The following is a 19,896-nucleotide window of genomic DNA, read 5'->3' on the forward strand; positions in this document are numbered from 1 at the left end:
AACCTACCTACTCGCTAGCTGAAAATAAAAAGTATTCAAGTATGTTACCTAAATCCGTAAATAATATTCTAGATGATTTATTTTTAGCAATTCTGAAGCTATTGCCTTTTCGGGTAGTTAATCGATTTCTTTGGTTGTTCCAGAGAAATCCGACTCTTGCAGATAAGTGGGAGTACTCCATTCGTAAATTTCACTACTACGAACCGTTACCAGAATTTGCAAAAATCACCCCTGAGCAGGTTCTCCAAAGACGTTCTTATAATTGTATAGATTGGCATCTAGATGCTCAAGTTTACCTTATTAAAGAATTAAGTATTTACAGTACAGAAATTCAGGAACTAGCTGATGAGCAAGCCTCTGATGCAAAGTTCGATTTCTTTAATGAGTTTTATTTTGAATTAGATGCAGCTATTTACTATGCACTCTTAAGGAAAGTCAACCCCTCAAAGATTATAGAAATTGGGTGTGGATATTCAACTCAAATTGCAGCCAAAGCGATCGCCAAAAATCAACAAGAGGGAAAGGCAGGTAAAATTATATGTATCGAACCCTATCCTGAGCCACAACTAACTGAAGCAAATCTCGAAATTCAACTTATTTCTGAACGAGTTGAAACTATCGACCTGAAAGTTTTTGAGCAGTTAGGGGTAGACGATATTCTTTTTATTGATTCAACTCATACTGTTAAGTTTGGGAGTGATGTTTGTCGGGAAATCCTAGATATTCTCCCTATCATTTCTAGCGGCGTTTGGATTCACTTTCATGACATCTTCTTTCCCTACGACTACCCACCAAAATGGCTCATTGAGCAACGTAGAGCTTGGAATGAGCAATATATGCTGGAAGCGTTTCTCGCCTACAATCATAAATTTGAGGTTGTTTTAGCCAATCACTGGTTGTCTGTAGACTATCCCCAAGACGTTGCTAGATTGTGGTCTGGAGTGTTGGACTGGAAAGAGCCTTATCATCATTGTGGTAGCTTATGGCTCCGTAAAAAGTAATGCCCACTGTCTCTATCATTACTCCCTTGTATAACAAGGCTCCCTACATCGCCAACACGATTACGTCGATGCTCTCCCAAACCTACCCGGACTGGGAGATGCTGATAGTAGATAATGGTTCAACTGATGGTAGTTGGGAAAAAGCGCAGCAATTTCAAGATTCGCGTATCCACTTATTGCAGTCGCCAAAACAAGGGCCAGGGGCTGCTCGTAATTATGGACTCACATTAGCTCAAGGAGAATGGATTCAGTTTCTAGATGCTGATGATTTGTTAGCACCTGACCATTTAGAACAACAGTTAATAGCAGCAAAGGCTCATCCGGAAGCTGAGATTGTTGCCTGTCACTGGCAGGAATTTACTGATGCTAATCCAACTGAGAGGATACTTAAGGCACCAATCGGAATTGGACAACCCAATCAGATTTTGCGAGATAAAGCGATCGCATTTGCTCCTTGGGCTGTTCATGCGGCTTTAGTTAAGCGTTCAGTTTTATCGCCTGATTGTTATTGGCCAGAACAACTTGATCAATATTTAGCAGAAGATATTGCTTTCTGGTTTAAGTTAGTTAGCCAATCTACTGTTGTTTATGGGACAAGCAAGGGAGCTTTGTATCGAATGGAAACTCCCCAGTGCCGTAACCAAAGTTTTAATCTTGAAAAATGGTTTCAAGGCATTCACGCTGCAATTGAACTCAATCAGCAATACATACTGGATACAAATCAGTCCTATACACCAGCCCAATGTGAGAATTTAATGATTCTTTACTCAGGTATTTACCTATTGGCACACAAGGAAAATTCACTCAGTATAGGCTTACAAGCGCTATCAATAGCATCTGAGTGGTTAAAGAACTATTTTTCTGTAGCTAAAAAGCCTAAACTAGCAATGCTCATTCGTCGTTTAATCGGGCTTAAGTTCTATTTGAATTTAACTCAAAGCACTGTAAATAATTAGAAAATATTTAGCTAAAGTGGATTACACCCTTACATGAAATTAAATCAATTTCAAAGAGAACAGCTACTCAGATATAGTGGTTTCCTGGAGAGATGAGGTACAGCAGGAGGTGTGAACTTTAGAGACAGCAAGAAAAACAAAAAAGCTGATAGCTGATAGCTGACGGCTTTGGAGCTATAAAACCTCACTTCTTTTGAAGAGGAGGTGGGTTAACAATCCGAACGGCTACATCTGTGTCAGCAATTGCCTTTTGCCAAATGGCTTGTAACACTGAGTCTTTCTCTAATCCAGCACTAATATAAGATACCTTTTCCCCAGCAACGGCGGCATTAGCTTGTGCTGCAATATCTGGATATTTAACGAATACACGTTTAAGTACTTTGTCTCGACATTGGTAGAGTGCTTCATATCCATCAACGCGATCGCATCGCCAGAACTGTAGTGCGAGTTGGTGTCCTGCAACGGCTGATTTGGTGGCGGCTAAGGCTTTGGGATCGCCAGTAGCATTCTTAGTAATATCCGCTAAATCTACAAGATCTTCCCCATATTCTTTAAAACTAATTCCTTCTGGCTCCTCAATTTTAATTTTCATTACTCTCAGTTCCTCTATTGCCGCTTTGAGAGAATTAGAAATTAGTGGAGGGGGATGGGAAGCTGAAGTATCTTCTGAGCGAGCTAATGGAATTGGGAATTGAGAGGTACAGCTAAGCAATAATGTTGCCGTAGTGAACGTGAGCGCTAGTTTTAGTAAGTACATCTGAGGTAATCAATTAGTCTAGCGATTAGTATTTTAAACACCCTCACAATCGGGAAACGAGAGGGTGTAAAATTCAAAACCTTATTTATATCCCAATCTTACTCAGCCAGTGTGAATAGTTTGTGAATATTTCGGATTGATTATATACTTAAATATAAGCAAAGATTAAACAAGATAAATAAAGTAATTAACCAACTAAAAAATCCTAACAACTATGGACAAGAAACTGAAAAAAAAGGAAGTGTTTTTTATACAAGCCTCGAATAATCATTGCACTCTTAGCCTACCTTTTAACAAGCTGAAAAAGTTTTGTCAAAAAATAGGAAAACCCTCTCGCGTACCTCTCGCGTGAGAGGGTTTGTAATCGAACTTGTTTCGCTTGAGAGCATACCGAGCTAGAAAGAGGCTTGTAAAGAAGGGCATCACTCCTCACCCCAAACCTATTTGATGTATTCAGTGATGACACGAGTGACGGTTGCGAGGATGACGACGGCAAGGCTAGAACATCTACTGTATGCCCTATGGAGTGGGGCTACCCCACCTCACCTCGATTCTGTAAATCCGAGATGTAATATAGCCAAGTTTGTTTGGGTAGACACTATGCTTATTAGATGGTTGATGCCAATATTAGCGTCCCTTGCCTTTTCAACAATAGCCGTTTTAATTGCCCATCAACAACAGTCTTTTGATCTTCAGCCGCTACCCGCTTATCAGTTGCCCTAATTTCCCCTAGGCTGTCATTAAGTGTGTATTTTGCTGAAAATCGGGCATAATCATGATTTGAGGAGCTGGCGGTTTTGAGCCTGAGGGGATGGGAGCGACACTTTTTGGTTTTTTGACTCAGCTAGTGAGAGGGCTGAGACTGTTTCTACTCTGTTGGCTTTTGGCATTCACCCTTGTACTCCCAGTTCAGGCTGAACCGACCTCAACAGATGGCTCAATTAAGAACCTGCGGCAGATACAGGAACAAATTGAGCAGCAGCGATCGACTGTTGAAAAAGAACGCGATCGCCTTTCAACCGCGACAAAAGCCGCCCAAGAGCAACTGAGTGGCATACAACAGGATATCCAGTCGGCTGACACGGCATACAAGGATTACGCTTCTCAAATCGAACAGGCAAACAAGCGCCTCAAAACGTTGCAAATTGATATTGCGAAAGCTGAACAAGGCTATTACCAAAAACAGGCAGCAGCGATTGCTCGCTTGCGTTTCCTTCAACGTCAACGAGTGACGGGATTTGGTTGGGATATCCTACTCAAGAGCCAAAACCTGAACGAATTTATTGACCAACGGCGGCGAGTCAAGTTGGTGTATCAAGCTGACCAACAAAGCTTGCTAAGTTTAAAAAGCCAAGCCGATCACATTAACCAGCAAAAAAAGGAAATAGAGCAACAGAAAAACCAAATTGCTCTACTGACTCAGCAACTCCTCGCCCAGAAGGCACAGTTTGAGGCACAGCTTGCCTCACAGCAGGAATTGGTTAAGCGCTTAAATAGCGATCGCCTAGCTCTAGAGGCTGCTCAAGAGCAGTTAGAAGCAGATTCCAAGGGTATTGGTATTTTGATTCAAAGAATTGTCGCTGCTGGTAAAGCAAGGCTTCGCACTCCGGTAATTTTGGGTACAGGACAGCTTACTTACCCCAGCGATGCTTCAATTACCAGCAGTTTTGGTTGGCGGCGTCACCCAATTCTCGGCTACAGTCGCTTCCATTCTGGTATTGATTTTGGTGCTAGCTATGGCAGTACGATCCGAGCAGCAGATAGGGGTACTGTAATTTTTGCAGGTTGGTATGGTGGTTATGGCTATACGGTAGTAATTGACCATGGCGGCAGCATCAGTACACTTTATGGTCATTCCAGTAAGCTGTATGTGAGCGAAGGACAATCTGTGCAGCGAGGACAAGCAATCGCAGCAGTCGGTTCAACAGGGTTATCGACGGGTCCCCACCTCCACTTTGAAGTTCGTAAAGACGGTGCCCCAGTAGACCCCAGCAGTTACTTGTAGTCTTGTACTCGCCTACTTTGCCTACCGCACAGCTAATGTGCTTTGAAAGGAGTTCAGAATGCCTCTGTTGATGAGATTGTGACCCCACTAACAGAGGAAATCACTCTCAAGGATTTCACTGGGGGGGTTAGGATTGCCATCTAAAGTCTCATTAGCGTCTAAAAGCTACTGCCCTTGAAGCGGAATATTCGCAGTTACCATCTTAGGATTGGAAGTGTTCGCTTGGTTTCCACCAGATCTGTCATTGGTTGTTAGTGTCAGCGATGATGCTGACGGAGGGATTTGACCCAAAAACACAAACTCTCCATCCAGAGTGGTACCGGGTTGAACTACTAATTCTGGATTCTCTGGCGCTGGTACAAGGTTGTATTGATTACCCAAATCATCCCTGAGTACCATATCCTGGTTATCATTTAGCTTAATTGGATTTCTTGAATTATTAGTAACTGCCAGTTCTACTGTACTGCTATCTTCCGCAAAGGTTATTCCTCTAAGTTGCATCACAGAACCGTTAGGATGGTTGACTTGGAGATTAAGAGTCTGTGGTGCTGGAAGGGGAGTTGCAGTTGTCTGAGCGGCAGAAGGATTAATCGCAGTTAGGTCACCTGAGTTTTCTAAATCATCAGTTGCTGCATCCGTTGATTGAGAGGTGTTATCCCCTACTGGATTGAGCGCTTGTCCAGTAGCGGCTTGATTTTGTTGATAGAGAAAGTATAGATAACCAAGCCCTAAACCCAATAGCGCTGAAATAGCTAAACCCACTATAAAAGTCCCGTAACCTTTACTGGTAGGGTTATCGCTTTTTGGTTTCGGGTAAGGGTCATGAGTAGCCATTTGACCGTTAGTAAAACGATTTTTAGCAGCTTCTCCCGTTTTGTCATTATTATTGCGATTTTGTAGAGTAGGCATTTTTATTAATAGAACTCATTAAAAAATGATTAACAGAAACCTTAAACCCTGTATTTCAGTAGTTATCCAATGACAACCGTACCCTATTGACTAGGCTTGCTAATTATAAACTTGATTTTCTTCCTCTTAACACTCACAATAACGTCTAGAAAAATCTAAGCTTTCCGCCGGAAGTCATACTTAACTGTTCCGTCGAAAGCAAGATTTTTAAGTTTTTAAGTAAGTTACGTTATGTGTAGCTGTTATATACAACGTCTCTACAGGGAAAATAACTGTATGGGAATTTGTCTCCGGATGTACTAGCTCCGGTTTACGCCTCTTCTTAAAAAAAACACGCCTTTAGAGATAGACAAGACGAAAGCTTATTGAAACGTAAAATTTTTTAGTGATTCTAGTCGCCTGACCAGATTCAAGCTATACTGTAGATTGTGATAGCGTGTTATCAAAGCCGCTAAACGCAAGGGCACGTAGCTCAGTGGATAGAGCATCAGATTCCGGTTCTGAGGGTCGGGGGTTCAAATCCCTCCGTGCTCGTTTTGTTGTATGTTCGCAAATTATATGTCGCGATTCGCAGATAAACGTCGTTTTTTGCACAATTATGTCGTTTTTCGCAAATTAGCGTCGTTGACCATCAGTAATTATATATTCGCAAATTAATGACGCCGGGAAGCAGTTGTTTGGGGCTTGGGCGATCGGGTATTGAGTCTTGAACGTTAAAAAATATTCTTTCTAGGTAGTCAAGCCAGTCATAGCTGTAAGACCCAATCTTTAGCTGGTATAACCACCGAAATAGAATTTGCGCTGGGGCACTCACATCTATAGCTCGGAAATACGCTTCGTCACTACTATCGATGTAGCTGTCACACGGGAACGACATCAACCTTTTTTCAGGTGTAGAACCCCATGTATACGCAATGCCTCGTTCCCTGTTTACGGTTGCAATTAGTCAGTTAAACGCCTCGTAATTCTTAGGCGATCGCATTTCCTCTAGCGAGGGCAGTAGTCTGACTCAACATTAGTTTTCCTCTTAAAGCTAAGCTACGAGGCTAGATGTACGATTGCTAGTTCTTATGGATTCTATCTCAGGTTTTACAGTTACTACTATCACTTTCTAGCTACTCTATCTATGGAAAGAGTCGATTTCAAAGATTACAGTATTGTTAAATACAAAAATTGATAGCTAAGTATCTATTCTTACAAAAGATTCTAAAATGATATCCTACTTTAGTCAGTCAGCGAATGATTCTAAAGAAGGTTAATGAACGCTATTTCTAAGCATAGTATAGAGTTATAAGCCAAAACATTCTGTTTTCTTTTAAAAAATAAAGGACTTATAACAGCTATGGAACTCCAACAGAACCTCGCTCCTACTAATAGTTGCTTGACCCAGATATTAGGTGGATATGAAGTAATTCCAGCCAACTTTGGGTGGCACATCCACAAAGGAGAAACCTATTTCGGACTCCTGCAATATCAAGAAACGAGAGGATGGCATGGCAGTGCCTTTAGTGAGCTTCCTCTTGACGTGCAAGAGCAACTCCAAAAGATCGCGCAATTGGATTCTTCTGTACTCGATCTTGCAGCTTAGGCTGAAGTGGGTTTTAAGAAAATACCTACTTTAGTTCTGAGATGCCAACGGTTCAGAACCCCGATTTTTTAGAGACATCGGGATTCTTTGCTTCACGAATCACTAATAATAGACTTCAGGATTTAGGCATCAGCCCCCTAACACTCCTCGATTTGGGGGAATAAGCTCCAGCTTTCCCTGAATTAGAGGTTGGCGGCAAAATAATGAATGATGCGTAAGTCCTAACTAGTCCTTTTGTGAATAAGGTTTTGATTCTTTCCGAGTAAACACCTCTGGCTTGTCCATTTCTGTAGTCATATAGGCGACTGCCATACCCTGCGAGTTATGTGCCCATCCAACTCGTCCCTGAGGGTCTATGAGGATGCACCCCGCCTCTCCGGTAACTTTCTGCTTGAGAGTCTCGATCGCCATTTGTGCTGCCTCGTCTGGATGTCTGTCTTGAGCCAGCAAATCGACAGCCGTCTTAGCAAGGACGACTGGGATAATCGACTCACCATCACCCGTCGTTGAGCAAGCGCCCACTTTACCGTCAGCGTACAAGCCACAACCGACTATCGCTGAGTCACCGACGCGACCAGGTGGCTGATTGGCAACGCCTCCCGTCGAGGTTCCAGCAACCAGGGTGCCACTATCATCCAGGGCGACACAGCCAACTGTGGCAGGGCGATCCAAAACTGCCTCTTCCTTCTCCCAGTGCTGCCGTTGCTCCAAAGTGATCAGGTTGCTAGGTTTACACATCTCGAAGCCATGCTCACGGGCGTAGCGTTCTGCGCCCTCCGAGGCTAGCAGTCTGGGTTTGTCATCCATAATCTTTCGCGCCACAGAGATGGGATGAGACACGCCTTGAACTGCTACGACTCCCCCCCAGCCTAAGTTAGAGCCATCCATCATCGCCGCGTCAAGGTACACCTCGCCGTCGGTGTCGAGAGTCGCGCCCATGCTGGCGTTAAAGGTTGGGTCATCTTCAAGAACGCGGATAGCTGCCTCAACTGCATCTTTGGCGCTGCCGCCACGCTGGAGTATCGCCCAACCCGCTTCTAATGCTGCTGTGCAGCCATCAATATTGGCTTTAGCCTTGTCGTTTGAGATGGTTTTGGCTCCACCGTGAACAATTATGGCTACTGTCATCTATGGTTCCTTCTAAATAATTGTGAGATTTTGTAGATACTGGAAGTGAAACGGCGATAGTCAATCAGTTACACCAATTGCTGTCGTAGCGTATTTAAGCCCAAGCGCTCACTAGCTCAAATCAGCACTACTTAGGGAAAGTCTTGCTCGACTAAGCTAGGGTTTTGTTATTTACCTGACTAACTATTGCTGTGCCTAGCGAATGAGACAGTTCTCTATCGGTGAACTCCCCGACCAGCAGGCATTTAACACTTCTCTTATATTCAAGCGCAACCAAAAAATTAGCGCTTCATCCTTGGAGGTGTCTTACCTGCACTGAAGGAAGGGTTGTATATTAAGCCAATTTGTTGTTTTAGATACAAAACCAGCCCTAGAATGTTCCAAGCTACTCGCCGACGCCTTGCTCTTTGGTACACAACAGTAACAGCAGTGCTACTATTGCTGTTTGCGACAGGTGTCTACCTCTATGTCCGCAGCACGTTGATTGAGCGCGTTGATGACACTCTCAAACACGTTGTAGAAGTAGTAGAGCGATCGCTTGTTATTGAATCCGTACAAGCCTCTGACATTCCCTACCGCATTAACGTTGAAGCGAGTTTCCGAGACAATGCTGAGGCTGTAGAAGATGACCACATTGACTTAGAGTGGTTTAGCCCTACCGGGGAGCTATTGTGGTCAACGTTATGGGAGCCACTCGATATTCCCGTACACCCTAGCTACACTGGTGAAACGGTTTATTTAGTAGACACAGATCACCTGCTGCGGCAGGTAACAAAACGAGTGCAAATCGGGCGTCATGTCCTTGGCTATCTGCGCGTGAGTCATCCCTGGTTTGAGGTGACTAAGCCGATTCGCCAGTTGATTTTCGATCTCACTCTAGGCACCGCTGTAATGATCATGTCTACGGCGGCGATCGGTTGGTTACTTTCTGGCATCGCCATCAAGCCAGTGCGGGACTCCTACCAACGCCTCAAACAGTTTACGGCGGATGCCTCCCACGAACTGAGAAACCCGATCGCGATGATTCAAACCAATGTGCAGGTTGCCCTTGCCGATCCAGATTGGGAACCTCAGCTACAACGCCAGCAGTTGATGGTAATAGAACGCTTGACTCAGCGATTAGGACGTTTAGTCAATGACTTGCTGTTTTTAGCTCGTGCGGATAGTGGAATGCTACAACCCCAATGGCAACCCGTCCCCCTTGATGCTTTGCTCATGGAGGTTATCGAAGAACAGCAGATAATCGCGGCTGAAAAGGGTGTTTGCCTATCACTACATTTTGTTGAAACACCCTCTGTTGCCATCACAGAAGAAAATTCGTCTGAGTTTCCGACAGAGGATGCTTTTACAGTTCAGGGGGACTGGGATCAACTTGCCCGTTTATTTACAAATTTGGTGAGTAACGCCTTACAATACACCTCTGCTTCTACCGAGATGCCGAGTGAGGCATCTGTACAAGTGGAATTACAACAGATAGAACGTCCTAACAATGTCGGAGCGCGAAATACACAATCTCTCCTAAGGGTACAAGTGCGTGATACTGGCACTGGCATCTCAGAATCAGCTTTACCTCATATTTTTGACCGCTTCTATCGAGTAGACCCTGCTAGAACCCATGAAGCCGCCGCAGGTTCAGGATTAGGTTTAGCGATCGCACAAGCAATTGTCGAAAATCACCACGGTCACATCCAGGTCGAAAGCGTTCTCAATCAAGGTACAACCTTTACTGTCACCTTACCTGCCTCTAAACCCGAAATTCTTACTTAGCCATTACGACTAACGAACGGCAAAATACATCAAAAAGTGTCGCCAACTATACCTTTGATCTGCCTCCTGTGACAGATGTAGAGGTAGGCGATTGTACTTAAGGTACTAGTAAGAGGCTGGAACAAGAGAGCGACATCCAGCTACAAGCTGAAGTGAAAGTTGGTCACTGATGCAGCCGTAGCCTACGCGGGTCAATTGCGAGATAACCGTAGTCACCACTGCTCCAGCCGTAATTACTGTATCGCGAAATTGAACCTGTTTAGGAGAAGATTATGCCGATTGGTCTAAGAGAAGATGTCGCTTACATAATGTTAAAAAAAATTCATGAAGGTGACGGACAAGGGAAGCATCCAGTTGGTTTTACAGAAACAGACTTTGCGGGTCGTGACCTTTCAATATCTGACATCTTGGGACACCTTGATTATTTAGCTCAAAAGCAGTTTATCGATGCGGAGTTCACTGGTAATGCCTATGCTAACCAGGAAGATGTTCCTAGCGTCGTTGACTCAGACGAGGTAGACTTTCGCATTGCCAATAGCTTTGGTGCACCAGATGGGCCTCTGCCCCACTTAATTACCTTCAAACGCGCCCAGCTAACTGAAAAAGGTCTCAAAATGCTGGAAAAGATGGAGGCAAATCCTCCCAAAGCGCTTGAGGAAGGGCCAGTTGTTCCAATTGCGACGAAAGACATGCCTTTCCTAGAGAAAGTGATGTTGAAGGGAGATTTAGAAGATATCTTTGATGCCAGAGACATTGCAGAGGTTGTTTTCCGTACCATGCGCGACATGATGACGAACGAAGCGTCTGACCGAGTTGCAGATGAACTGCACACAGAAGCCGAACCTACGGAAGATAAAGCCCTACAAAACGAAATTTCAGACCTTTGGACAGATACAAATCCAATTGTTAGTTTCTTGAGCCGAGTACGACCACCTCTAATCATCAAATCAGACACCTTCCTATTCCGGATTCGTCAGGAGTCGGGTTTACCAAAAGACGTAGAACCCGAAACGGTTATTAAAGCTGTTTTTGCAGCAACGAAAGATGAACTGTCGGAGGAACGGATTCAGGAAATTGCTGGATTCTTACCCGACAAAATTCTAGAATTGTGGCAACAAGCTAAGTAAGCGAGCGCGTATTGAATTTACGCCATAGCTTATTTGTAAAAGGTCAAGGAGAAAAGCTTTTCCTTTGACCTTTTCCTTTATCTTTAACCGCTTCCTTCCTCTAAATCAGTTAGTAAATAAACCATTTGTTTTACCAAATGTCTATGAATAAGGCTGAATCGATTACGAAGAACTTCGGACCGTTCGGAGTAATCTTTGGAAGTTTACTGGTTGGTATATCGGCAATTCCCCTCAGTAGCCAAGCAATACCCGTTCCGAATGTGAATGCTTGTCTTAGTCTCTCCCCTGAAGCTCTAGCTAATCAAGGCAGGGCTAATATAGCTAGAGAAAACTGTACAGTGGTTGCACAGGCGGCACCACCACTACCAGAGGAGTTACAGCCTCCTAGCGCAACAGTTGTACTTGTAAACGGTACAGTTAATGTTACGTTGGTAAACCAAACGTATACAGACATCACTTATCAAGTCGTTGGTGACACCGAACCCCGGCCACTTTCAGGACGTGATGATGTCACGCTAAGGACTCTGAGAGCGCCAGTAACTCTTACGTTCCAACGCCCAGATCGCGGTTTGCTGTTGGTGAGTCCACAGGCTTCAGAAGCAGGAAGTTTAGAAGTCACTCTAACAGAAACTACTGATTTAGATGTAGATAAAAGTGCAATGACAATTCAAGAAACAGGTGAAGTTTTCTTGAATTAAGGATTAAGCTGTATGAGCGATCGCACAATCGCGTCCCTCAGCTTTTGCCTGATACAAGGCTTTGTCTGCCGCCACAATCAACTGAGCAGGTGTTTCCTCTAAACTTGGCACAATACTCGCAACTCCTAAGCTCAGCGTAACGTACTGACTGACAGGTGATTTCGCATGACTAATTGCTAACCGTCGGACGTTCGCTCGAATCGCTTCAGCAACCAGAAGTGCGTCCTTCGTATCCATATTGGGTAGAATCACCGTAAATTCCTCTCCCCCATAACGAGCCACCAAATCAGCAGGACGCTTCAACGCCTGACGGAGAGTACGTGCAACCTGTTGCAAGCAAAAGTCACCAGCAAGATGACCATAGGTATCGTTGTAAACCTTGAAATAATCAAGGTCACACAAAATCAGCGATAGTGGTTTTTGCAGTTGTGCTTTCTCATGCCACTCTGCCTTTAGATACTCATCAAACCGTCGTCTATTTGCGACTTGGGTTAAGCCATCAACAGAAGCAAGGCGCTGTAATTCATGATTTGCCTCTTCTAGCTGTTCAAACAACGTTGATTGCTGAATTGCGATCGCTACCTGAGTCGCTAGTGATTTAAGCAAAGCGATTTCCAAAGGTTGCCATTGTCGCGGTTCACTACAGTGATGAGCAATCAACAATCCCCACAAAGCAGGCGAGGGGGCAGTTGAGTGAGAGTGGGATTGATGCAGAGTAGCATTCCGTTGTAGCAAATTAGTTGAAATAGCACTGGGAACTGGGTAAGTAGACAAAACACCTCCCTCTACTCCCCCTGCCTCCTCTACTTCCCTTACCTCCCAACTGCTTACTCTTTCCTGACGGCTCACTCCTTGCAAAATTGGTACAACTAAATTCGCTCTAACTTGTAACTGAGCCAAAAACTCAATATGGCAAGGTGTTAATCCTGCTGTATAAATATCCCTTACAGCTTGGATGCGTCCCCCCTGGTAGGGCTGGACATAGCCTTCACCAAAACAAGGGTCATGCCTCACCATGCCTAAGGTTTTCATATACTCAGAAGCTACAGATTCGACGACAACAGTACCCCTCCAATTTGGCTCAAAACGGTAAATCAGAACTCGGTCAGTCTGGAGAAACTGCCGTACCTCCTCTGCTGTTGTGTTGAGGATATCCTCAAGGTTGAGTGACTGACGGATGCGATCGCACATCACCGCAACGAGTTGTTCTTGCCGGAGGTGTTGGCGCAATGCCTCTTCCGCTCGCGCTCTTTCAGTAATGTCACGAAAGCTCCACACACGACCAATAATTTGTTCACCACTGCGTTGAGGATAAGTAAAGCGCTCAAAGATTCGACCATCTTGTAATTCCATCCGGTCATATCCCTCAGCATCAAGTTGAGCATACAGTTGCTTAACTCTTGCCAAAAAAACGTCTGGTTCTTTCAACTGTGCCTGGAAATATTTGTGTCGCTGCTCGAAATTAGCTGACCTGAGAATTTCCTCAGGAATACCCCACATTTCAAGGAATTTTTGGTTAAAGGTGACAACGACTCCGACTGTATTAACGGCAACAATGCCGTCAGTAGTGGAATTGAGTGTTGCCTCCAACAACGAGACAGAGGTCTTAAGTTCCTCTTGAGCTTGACTTCGTTTAGTGATGTCTCGGATGGCTGTCACTCTAAGTAAGCGTCCTTGGTAAGGAATAGCTTTGCTACGAACTTCAGCAGGGAAAGTTGTCCCGTCGTTTTTCAGACAGATACTTTCGTACATCAGTTCGCTACCCAACTCAATCATTTGCCGGACATAAGAGCGAGATTCTGGAGCAACAAATTCTAGAAAACTCATCCCAACCACTTCTGCTGGTTTGTAACCAAACAACCGAGCAAAATTACGGTTTATCTGACGTACTTTCCCTTGCTCATTAATTGAGATTGCCTCGAATGTTGCTTCCGCTAGACAGCGAAATTGCTCCTCACTTTCCCGTAGTGCCTTTTGAGCAAGCTTATGATTGGTAATCTCTTGTTGTAGCTGTTCGTTTGTGCTAATGATTTCTCTAGTACGCTCTTCTACTAATTCTTCAAGGTGGTGCTGGTACTTAATTAATTGAGCTTCTACGGAGGAACGCCCGTTAATTTCCTGTTGCAGTTGTTCATTGGCTTTAGTCAATTCTGCTGTGCGTTCTTCCACCAAACGCTCAAGCTCGTCATGATATTCACTTAATAAGTATTGGTGGTGCTGTCTCAACTGTTTTTGAGCGATCACACGATGGCACGCTTCAATGGTGTGGGCAACCAAAGTTGCGATCGCAGCGACAAAATTCACTTCGATAGAAGTCCACTGGCGTGGTAAATCTGTGTGTTCATGACAGACTATACCCACCATCTGACCATTCAGCCAAATTGGTGCATCCAACATTGATGTGATACCGTTTGGGATCAGATAAGGCTGGGCAAATTCTTGCGTTCTAGGGTCAGTATAGGCATCATGTGCTGCAATAGTACATTCAACTGCTAGCGCACGAAAATAATTCGGATAGTCAGTTGCCACCAGTTCCATTCCGGACGTATGACACCCTCGGCTTTGCTCGTACAAATCCAAGCATTTCATGCTTGAATGAGCTAAACTTAACTGTATTACTGTATTATCTGCGGTGTTAGTTACCTCTTGGGCATTGCTAACGTCTAAAGACAACCAAAACGGTATTGTTTGGGAAAAAGAATTGTTGGGGTACAGCCAAATGCTGACTCGCTCGACTTCAAGGACATCAGAGACAACTTCGGTAATTTCCCTCAAGGCGGCATTCAAATCACCTTGGTCAATTGTTTTGCTTCTTGCTAGTGTTACCAATGCCTGAGTTTGCCGACGCAGAGGTTGTTCAACCTTCAGGCAATCAACCACATCCTCCCTGTTTAGGAAAGTTACTGATGCAATATCAGAAGGTAAAGGGCAAGAGATATTCTCTGTATTACTCACTTTTGTATCCTCACTTCTTTTTGGAAGCGGGGCGAAAAGCCAACGTTTGACTCCTTCTTCCTTCTCAAGAAAGTTATGCCCCTCCTGTTGTCCTAGGCTCAATCAAGTACTTTACGAGCTGTGCTTCCAGTAGAAGCAGACTTTTGCCGGAATAGTCTGTAAGACTCCTTGGCTTTTTCCTGTGTAGATGCTCTGTTCTCAGGGAAAGCACACAATAATCGACTATTCTACAAAATTTTGCTCTAGATCTGTATTCACGGACTCTGTTTATCGTGATCATCCTCCCACATTTCACTAGAGCATGGAGCAGCAGATAAGTAATTAAAGTAACGTTAAGTTGAGTAAACCATACTCAAATCTTTGTAATTTTAAAATTTTTGATAGCTCAAAATTACTGGTTTTTATGTAAAGAGAAATATAATTGTTGAAACGCTTGTTTACTTAACTTGATGATAGAAAATTATTTAGGGAAATAAAATAATTGTTTGTATTGATAAAAACAAGAAAGTTTGCAATCGCATTTCCAAAAAGCTATGTAGATGATGGATTAGAATATCCTCTAAACCAAGCAGAACTCAGCTTTTAACCTACAACTCCCAATCCCAGAAAAATTATTTAATAATTCTGCACTGCCTTAAGGCGGATGGCACATCTAGAAAGGTTGCGATAGATTGTTAGTCTATTGATTTGTGATCTACAGCATGGTAGAGCTGGATTTGAACTCCCCTTCCTTACCAAATGGTGAGTTTGCTAGGGTGGAAGCGCTTCAGCGCTACAAAATTCTCGATACTCCTCCTGAAATAGCGTTTGATGATTTAACAGCTCTGGCAGCCTCCTTTTGCAACACTCCAATCGCCCTAGTGAGCCTAGTCGATACACATCGGCAGTGGTTCAAATCAAAAGTTGGTTTAACGGCAACAGAGACACCGAGGGAAATAGCGTTCTGCGCCCACGCGATTCAGCAACCTGACACTTTGCTCGTTGTACCTAATGCACTAGAGGATGAACGGTTTGCCAGCAATCCCCTGGTAACCTCTGAACCCCACATTCGGTTTTATGCTGGGGCTGTTCTTGTTACACCTGATGGCTTTCCCCTGGGTACACTGTGCGTCATTGATCGGGTTCCTCGCTATCTCAGTCTAGAACAGAGACAATCCCTACAAGCTCTAAGCCGTCAAGTCATCTCACAACTAGAGCTACGGATTAACCTTACTCGCGTCAAGCGAACAACTATTCAGCTTAAAGGTGTCGCAAAAGCCCTACATCGCAGTAATCAGCATCTTAGTCAAACGTTATGTGAGTTGAAGCATACCCAATCCCAACTGATTCAGACTGAGAAAATGTCTGGTTTGGGTCAATTGATTGCTGGTATAGCTCATCAAATTAATAATCCCATCACCTTCATTCACGGTAATATCCCCCACATTCAAAGCTACATCCAAGACTTGTTGGAACTGCTGTCACTCTATCAACAGCACCATCCCAAACCTCATCCAAAAATCCAACAGAAAGCTGAAGAGATCGACCTCAACTTTCTCATTAAAGACTTACCTAAAGTTTTCTCTTCTGTAGAGGTTGGCACAACACGTATCCATCAACTAGTGCGATCGCTACAGAATTTTTCTCGGAAAGATCAAGGGAAAAAGGAACCTGCTGACATCCACAAAGCGATCGACGATACTTTATTAATCTTGGAACACCGACTGCAAGCAAGAGCCGAGCAGCCAGGTATCAGAGTCGTAAAAGAGTACGGCAACTTACCGATTGTTGAGTGCTACGCCGGATCGCTCAACCAGGTTTTCATGAATATTTTGAGTAATGCAGTTGATGCTCTAGAACAAGCGACTAAGATGCGCTCTTCTTCAAAACTTGAACAGCATTGTAATACCATTACCATCCGGACAGAGTTACAACAGCCAGCAAAAAGTAAGAAAGGCTCAATTTTAATTCGTATTTCTGACAATGGCTTAGGTATTCCAAAAGCAATTGTTGGACGAATCTTCGATCCATTTTTTACAACAAAGCCTGTTGGTAAGGGAACAGGCTTAGGGCTGTCGATTAGCTATGCAATTGTGGTTGAGAAGCACGGCGGGAGACTCAATTGCTTCTCTGAACCTGGAAGAGGAACAGGGTTTTGGATTGAAATTCCCCTGTAGGCAAACTAACGTGGTCTCTTGAATTCTCCATTCGACCTGCAAAAGAAAGTGGGGAATGGGGATTGGGAGAAAAAGTCTACTGGATTAAGTCAAAAAAAGCTTCATCCAGTTCGTAGCCAAATAGTTGTGCCATCGACTTCAGCCGTGATTGGCTACTAATTCCCTGCTGCTGCATCCAGTTAGTCAGAATAAAAATTTTGTGCATCACGAAGATTTCTAATGCTTCAGGATTGTACTGAATGCCTTCTGTGCGATTAAATTGGTGCGGTACCAGCATGGCGGTGTAGCGGGAGAGTTCACCAGATTTCCAGTCGAGCAAAAAGGGTAACCAGGGATATTGGGCATCTAGCCGAATAAACCAGAGTCGCACTTCTGGGATTTCTGAGAGTTCCCGTGGGTCATCGGCTTCGCGAGGATAGTCAAACTCAAAGCGCAGTTGCTGTTCATGGGAGGTTATGGCTTGCTCTTGAAGCAACTTTTCAATTACCGATTGAGCTGCTGATACATCCAAGTTGTTGATGCAGTCAGTATTAAGAGTGATTGTAAGGGTCATTGCGTCGTCAAAATCTGAGCTTGTGATCAATTGTCTCAAAGGAGCGATCGCCTTTGGGCAGTGTTGCAGGTAATCGTGAAGAAGCATTAGTTATTAGACCTATCCGGAAAATATTTAGCACACCTATATGTAGGAGGTTGATTGGCTAATTGAGGCGATAAGACTCTATGTATAGTATCGTCTGCTAATTTGTGGATAAGTCTATTGAAAAGCCACTCAAGCAGCTCTTTATCGAATAGCTCTGGCTCTTCAAAGTGAGGCGCATGACTACTCTTCTCAAATACAAGGAGATTTCCATGCTTCATCACATTTTCTGCATCGAGAACCGCTTGATGCTGGAACTGCTGACTCCCGCCATCGCGCCAAAGTATCTCAATGTCTTCAGTCCACAGCAGTTGAAAGAATTGAAGAGTCAGTTAGGGATGGCGGATGCCCGCAGATAGCATTCACACTTACCAGTAACCAGATGAACATCCAAACCAGTGTACAAATCATAATTAATGCAGATGTTGAGCAAGTGTTTGACTATTCAATTGATTGTCAAAACTTGCCAATGTTGTTCACAGGCTACCAATCAATTCCTGCCATTTTGAGTGCAAGCACAACCGATGGTTTACCGCTTCAAGAGGGCAGTATGAGGATTGTGAACAATAGCGATGGTTCTGCGATCGCAGAAATCATCACCACACTACAACGCCCCACTGTTCAAGCCTACAAATTGATTCGAGGATTCAAGCCTCCCTTTGCATGGCTAGTGCATTCTGCTTCTAGCAAGTGGTTGTACAATGATACCCATTCAGGTACACACATCACCTGGACGTTTGAATTTAAGATACAACACCTGCTTGCCTATCTTTTCTTTCTCGCAGTTGTGAAGCGTCCGTTTCAAACAGCTCAAAGAATTTGTCTTGAGAATCTCAAGAGAGCCGTTGAGGAACGCGAGCGTTGTGAGCTATCTGTAAGTCCTGATTTTTCTAAAAAATAGAACTTCTTTTTGCTACGCAAAGAGGAAAAAGTTATGCGAATCACCCTTTTGACCGTTGGTTCTCGCGGAGATGTACAGCCGTTTATCGCCCTAGGATTAGGGTTGCAGCAGGCAGGACATACGGTTCAGTTAGCAACCCATCCGCCCTTTCAAGCAATGGTTCACAGCTATGGGTTGGAATTTGCACCCATTGAAGGGGATGTGCAGGCGCTCATGGCGGGGGAAGCTGGGCAGCAGATGTTAGACGCAGGCAATCCCCTCCAGCTAATTCAGCGATATGTCCAGATGGTGGAACCGTTACTGACACAAGCAATGGCAGACTCCTGGAAAGCGTGTCACAGTAGCGAGGCCATCATCGGAACTGCCTTCACGAGTTGGGGATACGACATCGCTCAGAAGTTGGGCATTCCCTTCTATTTTGCCGCCTTAATGCCGCAGAGTGCCAATCCGGACTTTCCCTTTCCGTCACTGCCGCAAACGCTACCGTTGGGAGGGTTCCTAAACTCACTCACCTATCCGGTACTGCTGGAAGGCTTTGGACTGATGTTCCGCAAGTCCATCAATCAGTTTCGTCAAACCACATTACAACTGCCACCCTTACCAAGATGGACAGGGTTGTATGGGCGACTCGACAAAGCAGGTGTTCCCTACCTCTACGGCTTCAGCCCAACAGTCATACCCAAGCCTACCAACTGGGCGGAGCGGTTGCACGTCACAGGTTATTGGTTTTTGCAACACCCCCAAAACTGGACACCACCTCAAGATTTGCTGGCGTTTCTGAGAGCAGGCTCGCCGCCAGTCTACATCGGCTATGGAAGCATGACGGGACGAGAGCCGGAGCGCATGACCCAGATTGCTCTGGCAGCGTTGGCAAAAACAGGACAGCGAGGCATTTTGCTTACAGGTTGGGGTGGCATCTGTGCGGCTGACTTACCGGAGACTGTCTTTAAGCTAGAGTCTGCACCGCACGACTGGCTGTTTCCTCGGATGGCAGCAATTGTGCATCATGGTGGAGCTGGGACGAGTGCGGCGGCACTGAGAGCTGGCGTGCCATCTGTTGTCGTTCCTTTCTTTGGAGATCAGCCGTTTTGGGCACATCGGCTCCTGCAATTAGGAGTTAGTCCGGCTCCGATTCCCAAGTCCTCTTTGACAGTGGATAAGTTAGCAGAGGCGATCGCGATTGCGGTGAGTGATGAGACAATGCAGCAACGGGTAAGAGCGATCGGCAACCAGATTCGAGCTGAGAATGGTGTTCAGCAGGCGATCGCTGCATTTCATCAGCACCACTTGTAAGTTATAGAGACAATAATT

The 19,896-nt window shown here is 44.6% G+C and carries 18 protein-coding genes and 1 tRNA gene; 13 read left to right on the forward strand and 6 right to left on the reverse strand.

What is annotated here, in order from left to right; all coding sequences use genetic code 11:
• Positions 1–41: 41 nt before the first annotated feature.
• Both AC5JL3_RS33510 and AC5JL3_RS33515 read left to right on the forward strand, forming a co-directional pair.
• Positions 42–1,001 (forward strand): class I SAM-dependent methyltransferase, encoded by a 960-nt coding sequence (locus tag AC5JL3_RS33510; protein ID WP_496078575.1) that lies wholly within the window; start codon positions 42–44, stop codon positions 999–1,001.
• Positions 1,001–1,957 carry a glycosyltransferase family 2 protein gene (locus tag AC5JL3_RS33515; RefSeq protein WP_496078576.1) on the forward strand — a complete coding sequence of 319 codons (957 nt, stop codon included), beginning with the start codon at positions 1,001–1,003 and terminating at the stop codon, positions 1,955–1,957. The genes AC5JL3_RS33510 and AC5JL3_RS33515 overlap by 1 nt, the downstream gene beginning before the upstream one ends.
• Before the next feature lie 184 nt (positions 1,958–2,141).
• Here the strand turns inward: AC5JL3_RS33515 and AC5JL3_RS33520 are convergent, their stop codons facing one another.
• Positions 2,142–2,549 carry a hypothetical protein gene (locus tag AC5JL3_RS33520; protein ID WP_496078577.1) on the reverse strand — a complete coding sequence of 136 codons (408 nt, stop codon included), beginning with the start codon at positions 2,547–2,549 and terminating at the stop codon, positions 2,142–2,144.
• A gap of 612 nt (positions 2,550–3,161) precedes the next feature.
• Here AC5JL3_RS33520 and AC5JL3_RS33525 point away from each other — a divergent pair.
• Positions 3,162–3,437, forward strand: a complete 276-nt coding sequence (locus AC5JL3_RS33525; protein ID WP_496078578.1) for a hypothetical protein — start codon at positions 3,162–3,164, stop codon at positions 3,435–3,437.
• An 88-nt stretch (positions 3,438–3,525) separates the two neighbouring features.
• Entirely contained in the window at positions 3,526–4,719 is a 1,194-nt protein-coding gene (locus tag AC5JL3_RS33530; protein ID WP_496078579.1) for a murein hydrolase activator EnvC family protein, read from the forward strand.
• Between the two features lie 165 nt (positions 4,720–4,884).
• On the opposite strand, the gene AC5JL3_RS33535 is transcribed toward AC5JL3_RS33530, so the two are convergent.
• Complete coding sequence (locus tag AC5JL3_RS33535; RefSeq protein WP_496078580.1) at positions 4,885–5,628, reverse strand: hypothetical protein; 744 nt, start codon at positions 5,626–5,628, stop codon at positions 4,885–4,887.
• 461 nt (positions 5,629–6,089) lie between these two features.
• On the opposite strand from AC5JL3_RS33535, the gene AC5JL3_RS33540 reads away from it, so the two are divergent.
• A tRNA-Arg gene (locus AC5JL3_RS33540) sits at positions 6,090–6,162 on the forward strand.
• Positions 6,163–6,259: 97 nt separating this feature from the next.
• Here the strand turns inward: AC5JL3_RS33540 and AC5JL3_RS33545 are convergent.
• The gene (locus AC5JL3_RS33545; protein ID WP_496078581.1) at positions 6,260–6,505 is read right to left on the reverse strand and encodes a hypothetical protein; all 246 of its coding nucleotides are present in this window, start codon (positions 6,503–6,505) and stop codon (positions 6,260–6,262) included.
• Positions 6,506–6,970: 465 nt separating this feature from the next.
• Between AC5JL3_RS33545 and AC5JL3_RS33550 the strand changes: the two genes are divergently transcribed.
• Complete coding sequence (locus AC5JL3_RS33550; RefSeq protein ID WP_496078582.1) at positions 6,971–7,216, forward strand: hypothetical protein; 246 nt, start codon at positions 6,971–6,973, stop codon at positions 7,214–7,216.
• Between the two features lie 225 nt (positions 7,217–7,441).
• On the opposite strand, the gene AC5JL3_RS33555 is transcribed toward AC5JL3_RS33550, so the two are convergent.
• A complete protein-coding gene (locus tag AC5JL3_RS33555) occupies positions 7,442–8,344 on the reverse strand; it encodes an isoaspartyl peptidase/L-asparaginase family protein (RefSeq protein WP_496078583.1) in 903 nt (300 codons plus the stop codon).
• 375 nt (positions 8,345–8,719) lie between these two features.
• On the opposite strand from AC5JL3_RS33555, the gene AC5JL3_RS33560 reads away from it, so the two are divergent.
• The 3 genes from AC5JL3_RS33560 (at position 8,720) to AC5JL3_RS33570 (ending at position 11,936) form a co-directional block, all read left to right on the forward strand.
• On the forward strand, positions 8,720–10,111 hold the full coding sequence (locus AC5JL3_RS33560) for a sensor histidine kinase (protein WP_496078584.1): 1,392 nt from the start codon (positions 8,720–8,722) through the stop codon (positions 10,109–10,111).
• A 272-nt stretch (positions 10,112–10,383) separates the two neighbouring features.
• Positions 10,384–11,238, forward strand: a complete 855-nt coding sequence (locus tag AC5JL3_RS33565) for a DUF2267 domain-containing protein (protein WP_496078585.1) — start codon at positions 10,384–10,386, stop codon at positions 11,236–11,238.
• Between the two features lie 137 nt (positions 11,239–11,375).
• Positions 11,376–11,936 carry a hypothetical protein gene (locus AC5JL3_RS33570; protein ID WP_496078586.1) on the forward strand — a complete coding sequence of 187 codons (561 nt, stop codon included), beginning with the start codon at positions 11,376–11,378 and terminating at the stop codon, positions 11,934–11,936.
• Positions 11,937–11,939: 3 nt separating this feature from the next.
• Here the strand turns inward: AC5JL3_RS33570 and AC5JL3_RS33575 are convergent, their stop codons facing one another.
• Positions 11,940–14,891, reverse strand: a complete 2,952-nt coding sequence (locus AC5JL3_RS33575; RefSeq protein ID WP_496078587.1) for a diguanylate cyclase domain-containing protein — start codon at positions 14,889–14,891, stop codon at positions 11,940–11,942.
• A 701-nt stretch (positions 14,892–15,592) separates the two neighbouring features.
• Between AC5JL3_RS33575 and AC5JL3_RS33580 the strand changes: the two genes are divergently transcribed.
• The gene (locus tag AC5JL3_RS33580; RefSeq protein WP_496078588.1) at positions 15,593–17,047 is read left to right on the forward strand and encodes an ATP-binding protein; all 1,455 of its coding nucleotides are present in this window, start codon (positions 15,593–15,595) and stop codon (positions 17,045–17,047) included.
• 76 nt (positions 17,048–17,123) lie between these two features.
• Here the strand turns inward: AC5JL3_RS33580 and AC5JL3_RS33585 are convergent, their stop codons facing one another.
• The gene (locus AC5JL3_RS33585) at positions 17,124–17,600 is read right to left on the reverse strand and encodes a CRR6 family NdhI maturation factor (RefSeq protein WP_496078628.1); all 477 of its coding nucleotides are present in this window, start codon (positions 17,598–17,600) and stop codon (positions 17,124–17,126) included.
• 296 nt (positions 17,601–17,896) lie between these two features.
• Between AC5JL3_RS33585 and AC5JL3_RS33590 the strand changes: the two genes are divergently transcribed.
• From AC5JL3_RS33590 to AC5JL3_RS33600, 3 genes are read left to right on the forward strand one after another with little or no spacing between them, the layout of a single operon-like run.
• Positions 17,897–18,043 carry a hypothetical protein gene (locus AC5JL3_RS33590; protein WP_496078589.1) on the forward strand — a complete coding sequence of 49 codons (147 nt, stop codon included), beginning with the start codon at positions 17,897–17,899 and terminating at the stop codon, positions 18,041–18,043.
• 23 nt (positions 18,044–18,066) lie between these two features.
• Entirely contained in the window at positions 18,067–18,585 is a 519-nt protein-coding gene (locus AC5JL3_RS33595) for an SRPBCC family protein (RefSeq protein ID WP_496078590.1), read from the forward strand.
• Between the two features lie 33 nt (positions 18,586–18,618).
• Positions 18,619–19,878 carry a glycosyltransferase gene (locus AC5JL3_RS33600; RefSeq protein WP_496078591.1) on the forward strand — a complete coding sequence of 420 codons (1,260 nt, stop codon included), beginning with the start codon at positions 18,619–18,621 and terminating at the stop codon, positions 19,876–19,878.
• Positions 19,879–19,896 lie beyond the last annotated feature (18 nt).

Source organism: Symplocastrum torsivum (genome assembly GCF_059505465.1).

Coding starts and splice junctions, on each gene's coding strand:
- AC5JL3_RS33510 (WP_496078575.1), top strand. CDS start 42: ATGTTACCTAAATCCGTAAATAATATTCTAGATGATTTATTTTTAGCA.
- AC5JL3_RS33515 (WP_496078576.1), top strand. CDS start 1,001: ATGCCCACTGTCTCTATCATTACTCCCTTGTATAACAAGGCTCCCTAC.
- AC5JL3_RS33520 (WP_496078577.1), bottom strand. CDS start 2,549: ATGAAAATTAAAATTGAGGAGCCAGAAGGAATTAGTTTTAAAGAATAT.
- AC5JL3_RS33525 (WP_496078578.1), top strand. CDS start 3,162: ATGTATTCAGTGATGACACGAGTGACGGTTGCGAGGATGACGACGGCA.
- AC5JL3_RS33530 (WP_496078579.1), top strand. CDS start 3,526: ATGGGAGCGACACTTTTTGGTTTTTTGACTCAGCTAGTGAGAGGGCTG.
- AC5JL3_RS33535 (WP_496078580.1), bottom strand. CDS start 5,628: ATGCCTACTCTACAAAATCGCAATAATAATGACAAAACGGGAGAAGCT.
- AC5JL3_RS33545 (WP_496078581.1), bottom strand. CDS start 6,505: ATGTCGTTCCCGTGTGACAGCTACATCGATAGTAGTGACGAAGCGTAT.
- AC5JL3_RS33550 (WP_496078582.1), top strand. CDS start 6,971: ATGGAACTCCAACAGAACCTCGCTCCTACTAATAGTTGCTTGACCCAG.
- AC5JL3_RS33555 (WP_496078583.1), bottom strand. CDS start 8,344: ATGACAGTAGCCATAATTGTTCACGGTGGAGCCAAAACCATCTCAAAC.
- AC5JL3_RS33560 (WP_496078584.1), top strand. CDS start 8,720: ATGTTCCAAGCTACTCGCCGACGCCTTGCTCTTTGGTACACAACAGTA.
- AC5JL3_RS33565 (WP_496078585.1), top strand. CDS start 10,384: ATGCCGATTGGTCTAAGAGAAGATGTCGCTTACATAATGTTAAAAAAA.
- AC5JL3_RS33570 (WP_496078586.1), top strand. CDS start 11,376: ATGTCTATGAATAAGGCTGAATCGATTACGAAGAACTTCGGACCGTTC.
- AC5JL3_RS33580 (WP_496078588.1), top strand. CDS start 15,593: ATGGTAGAGCTGGATTTGAACTCCCCTTCCTTACCAAATGGTGAGTTT.
- AC5JL3_RS33585 (WP_496078628.1), bottom strand. CDS start 17,600: ATGACCCTTACAATCACTCTTAATACTGACTGCATCAACAACTTGGAT.
- AC5JL3_RS33590 (WP_496078589.1), top strand. CDS start 17,897: ATGCTTCATCACATTTTCTGCATCGAGAACCGCTTGATGCTGGAACTG.
- AC5JL3_RS33595 (WP_496078590.1), top strand. CDS start 18,067: ATGAACATCCAAACCAGTGTACAAATCATAATTAATGCAGATGTTGAG.
- AC5JL3_RS33600 (WP_496078591.1), top strand. CDS start 18,619: ATGCGAATCACCCTTTTGACCGTTGGTTCTCGCGGAGATGTACAGCCG.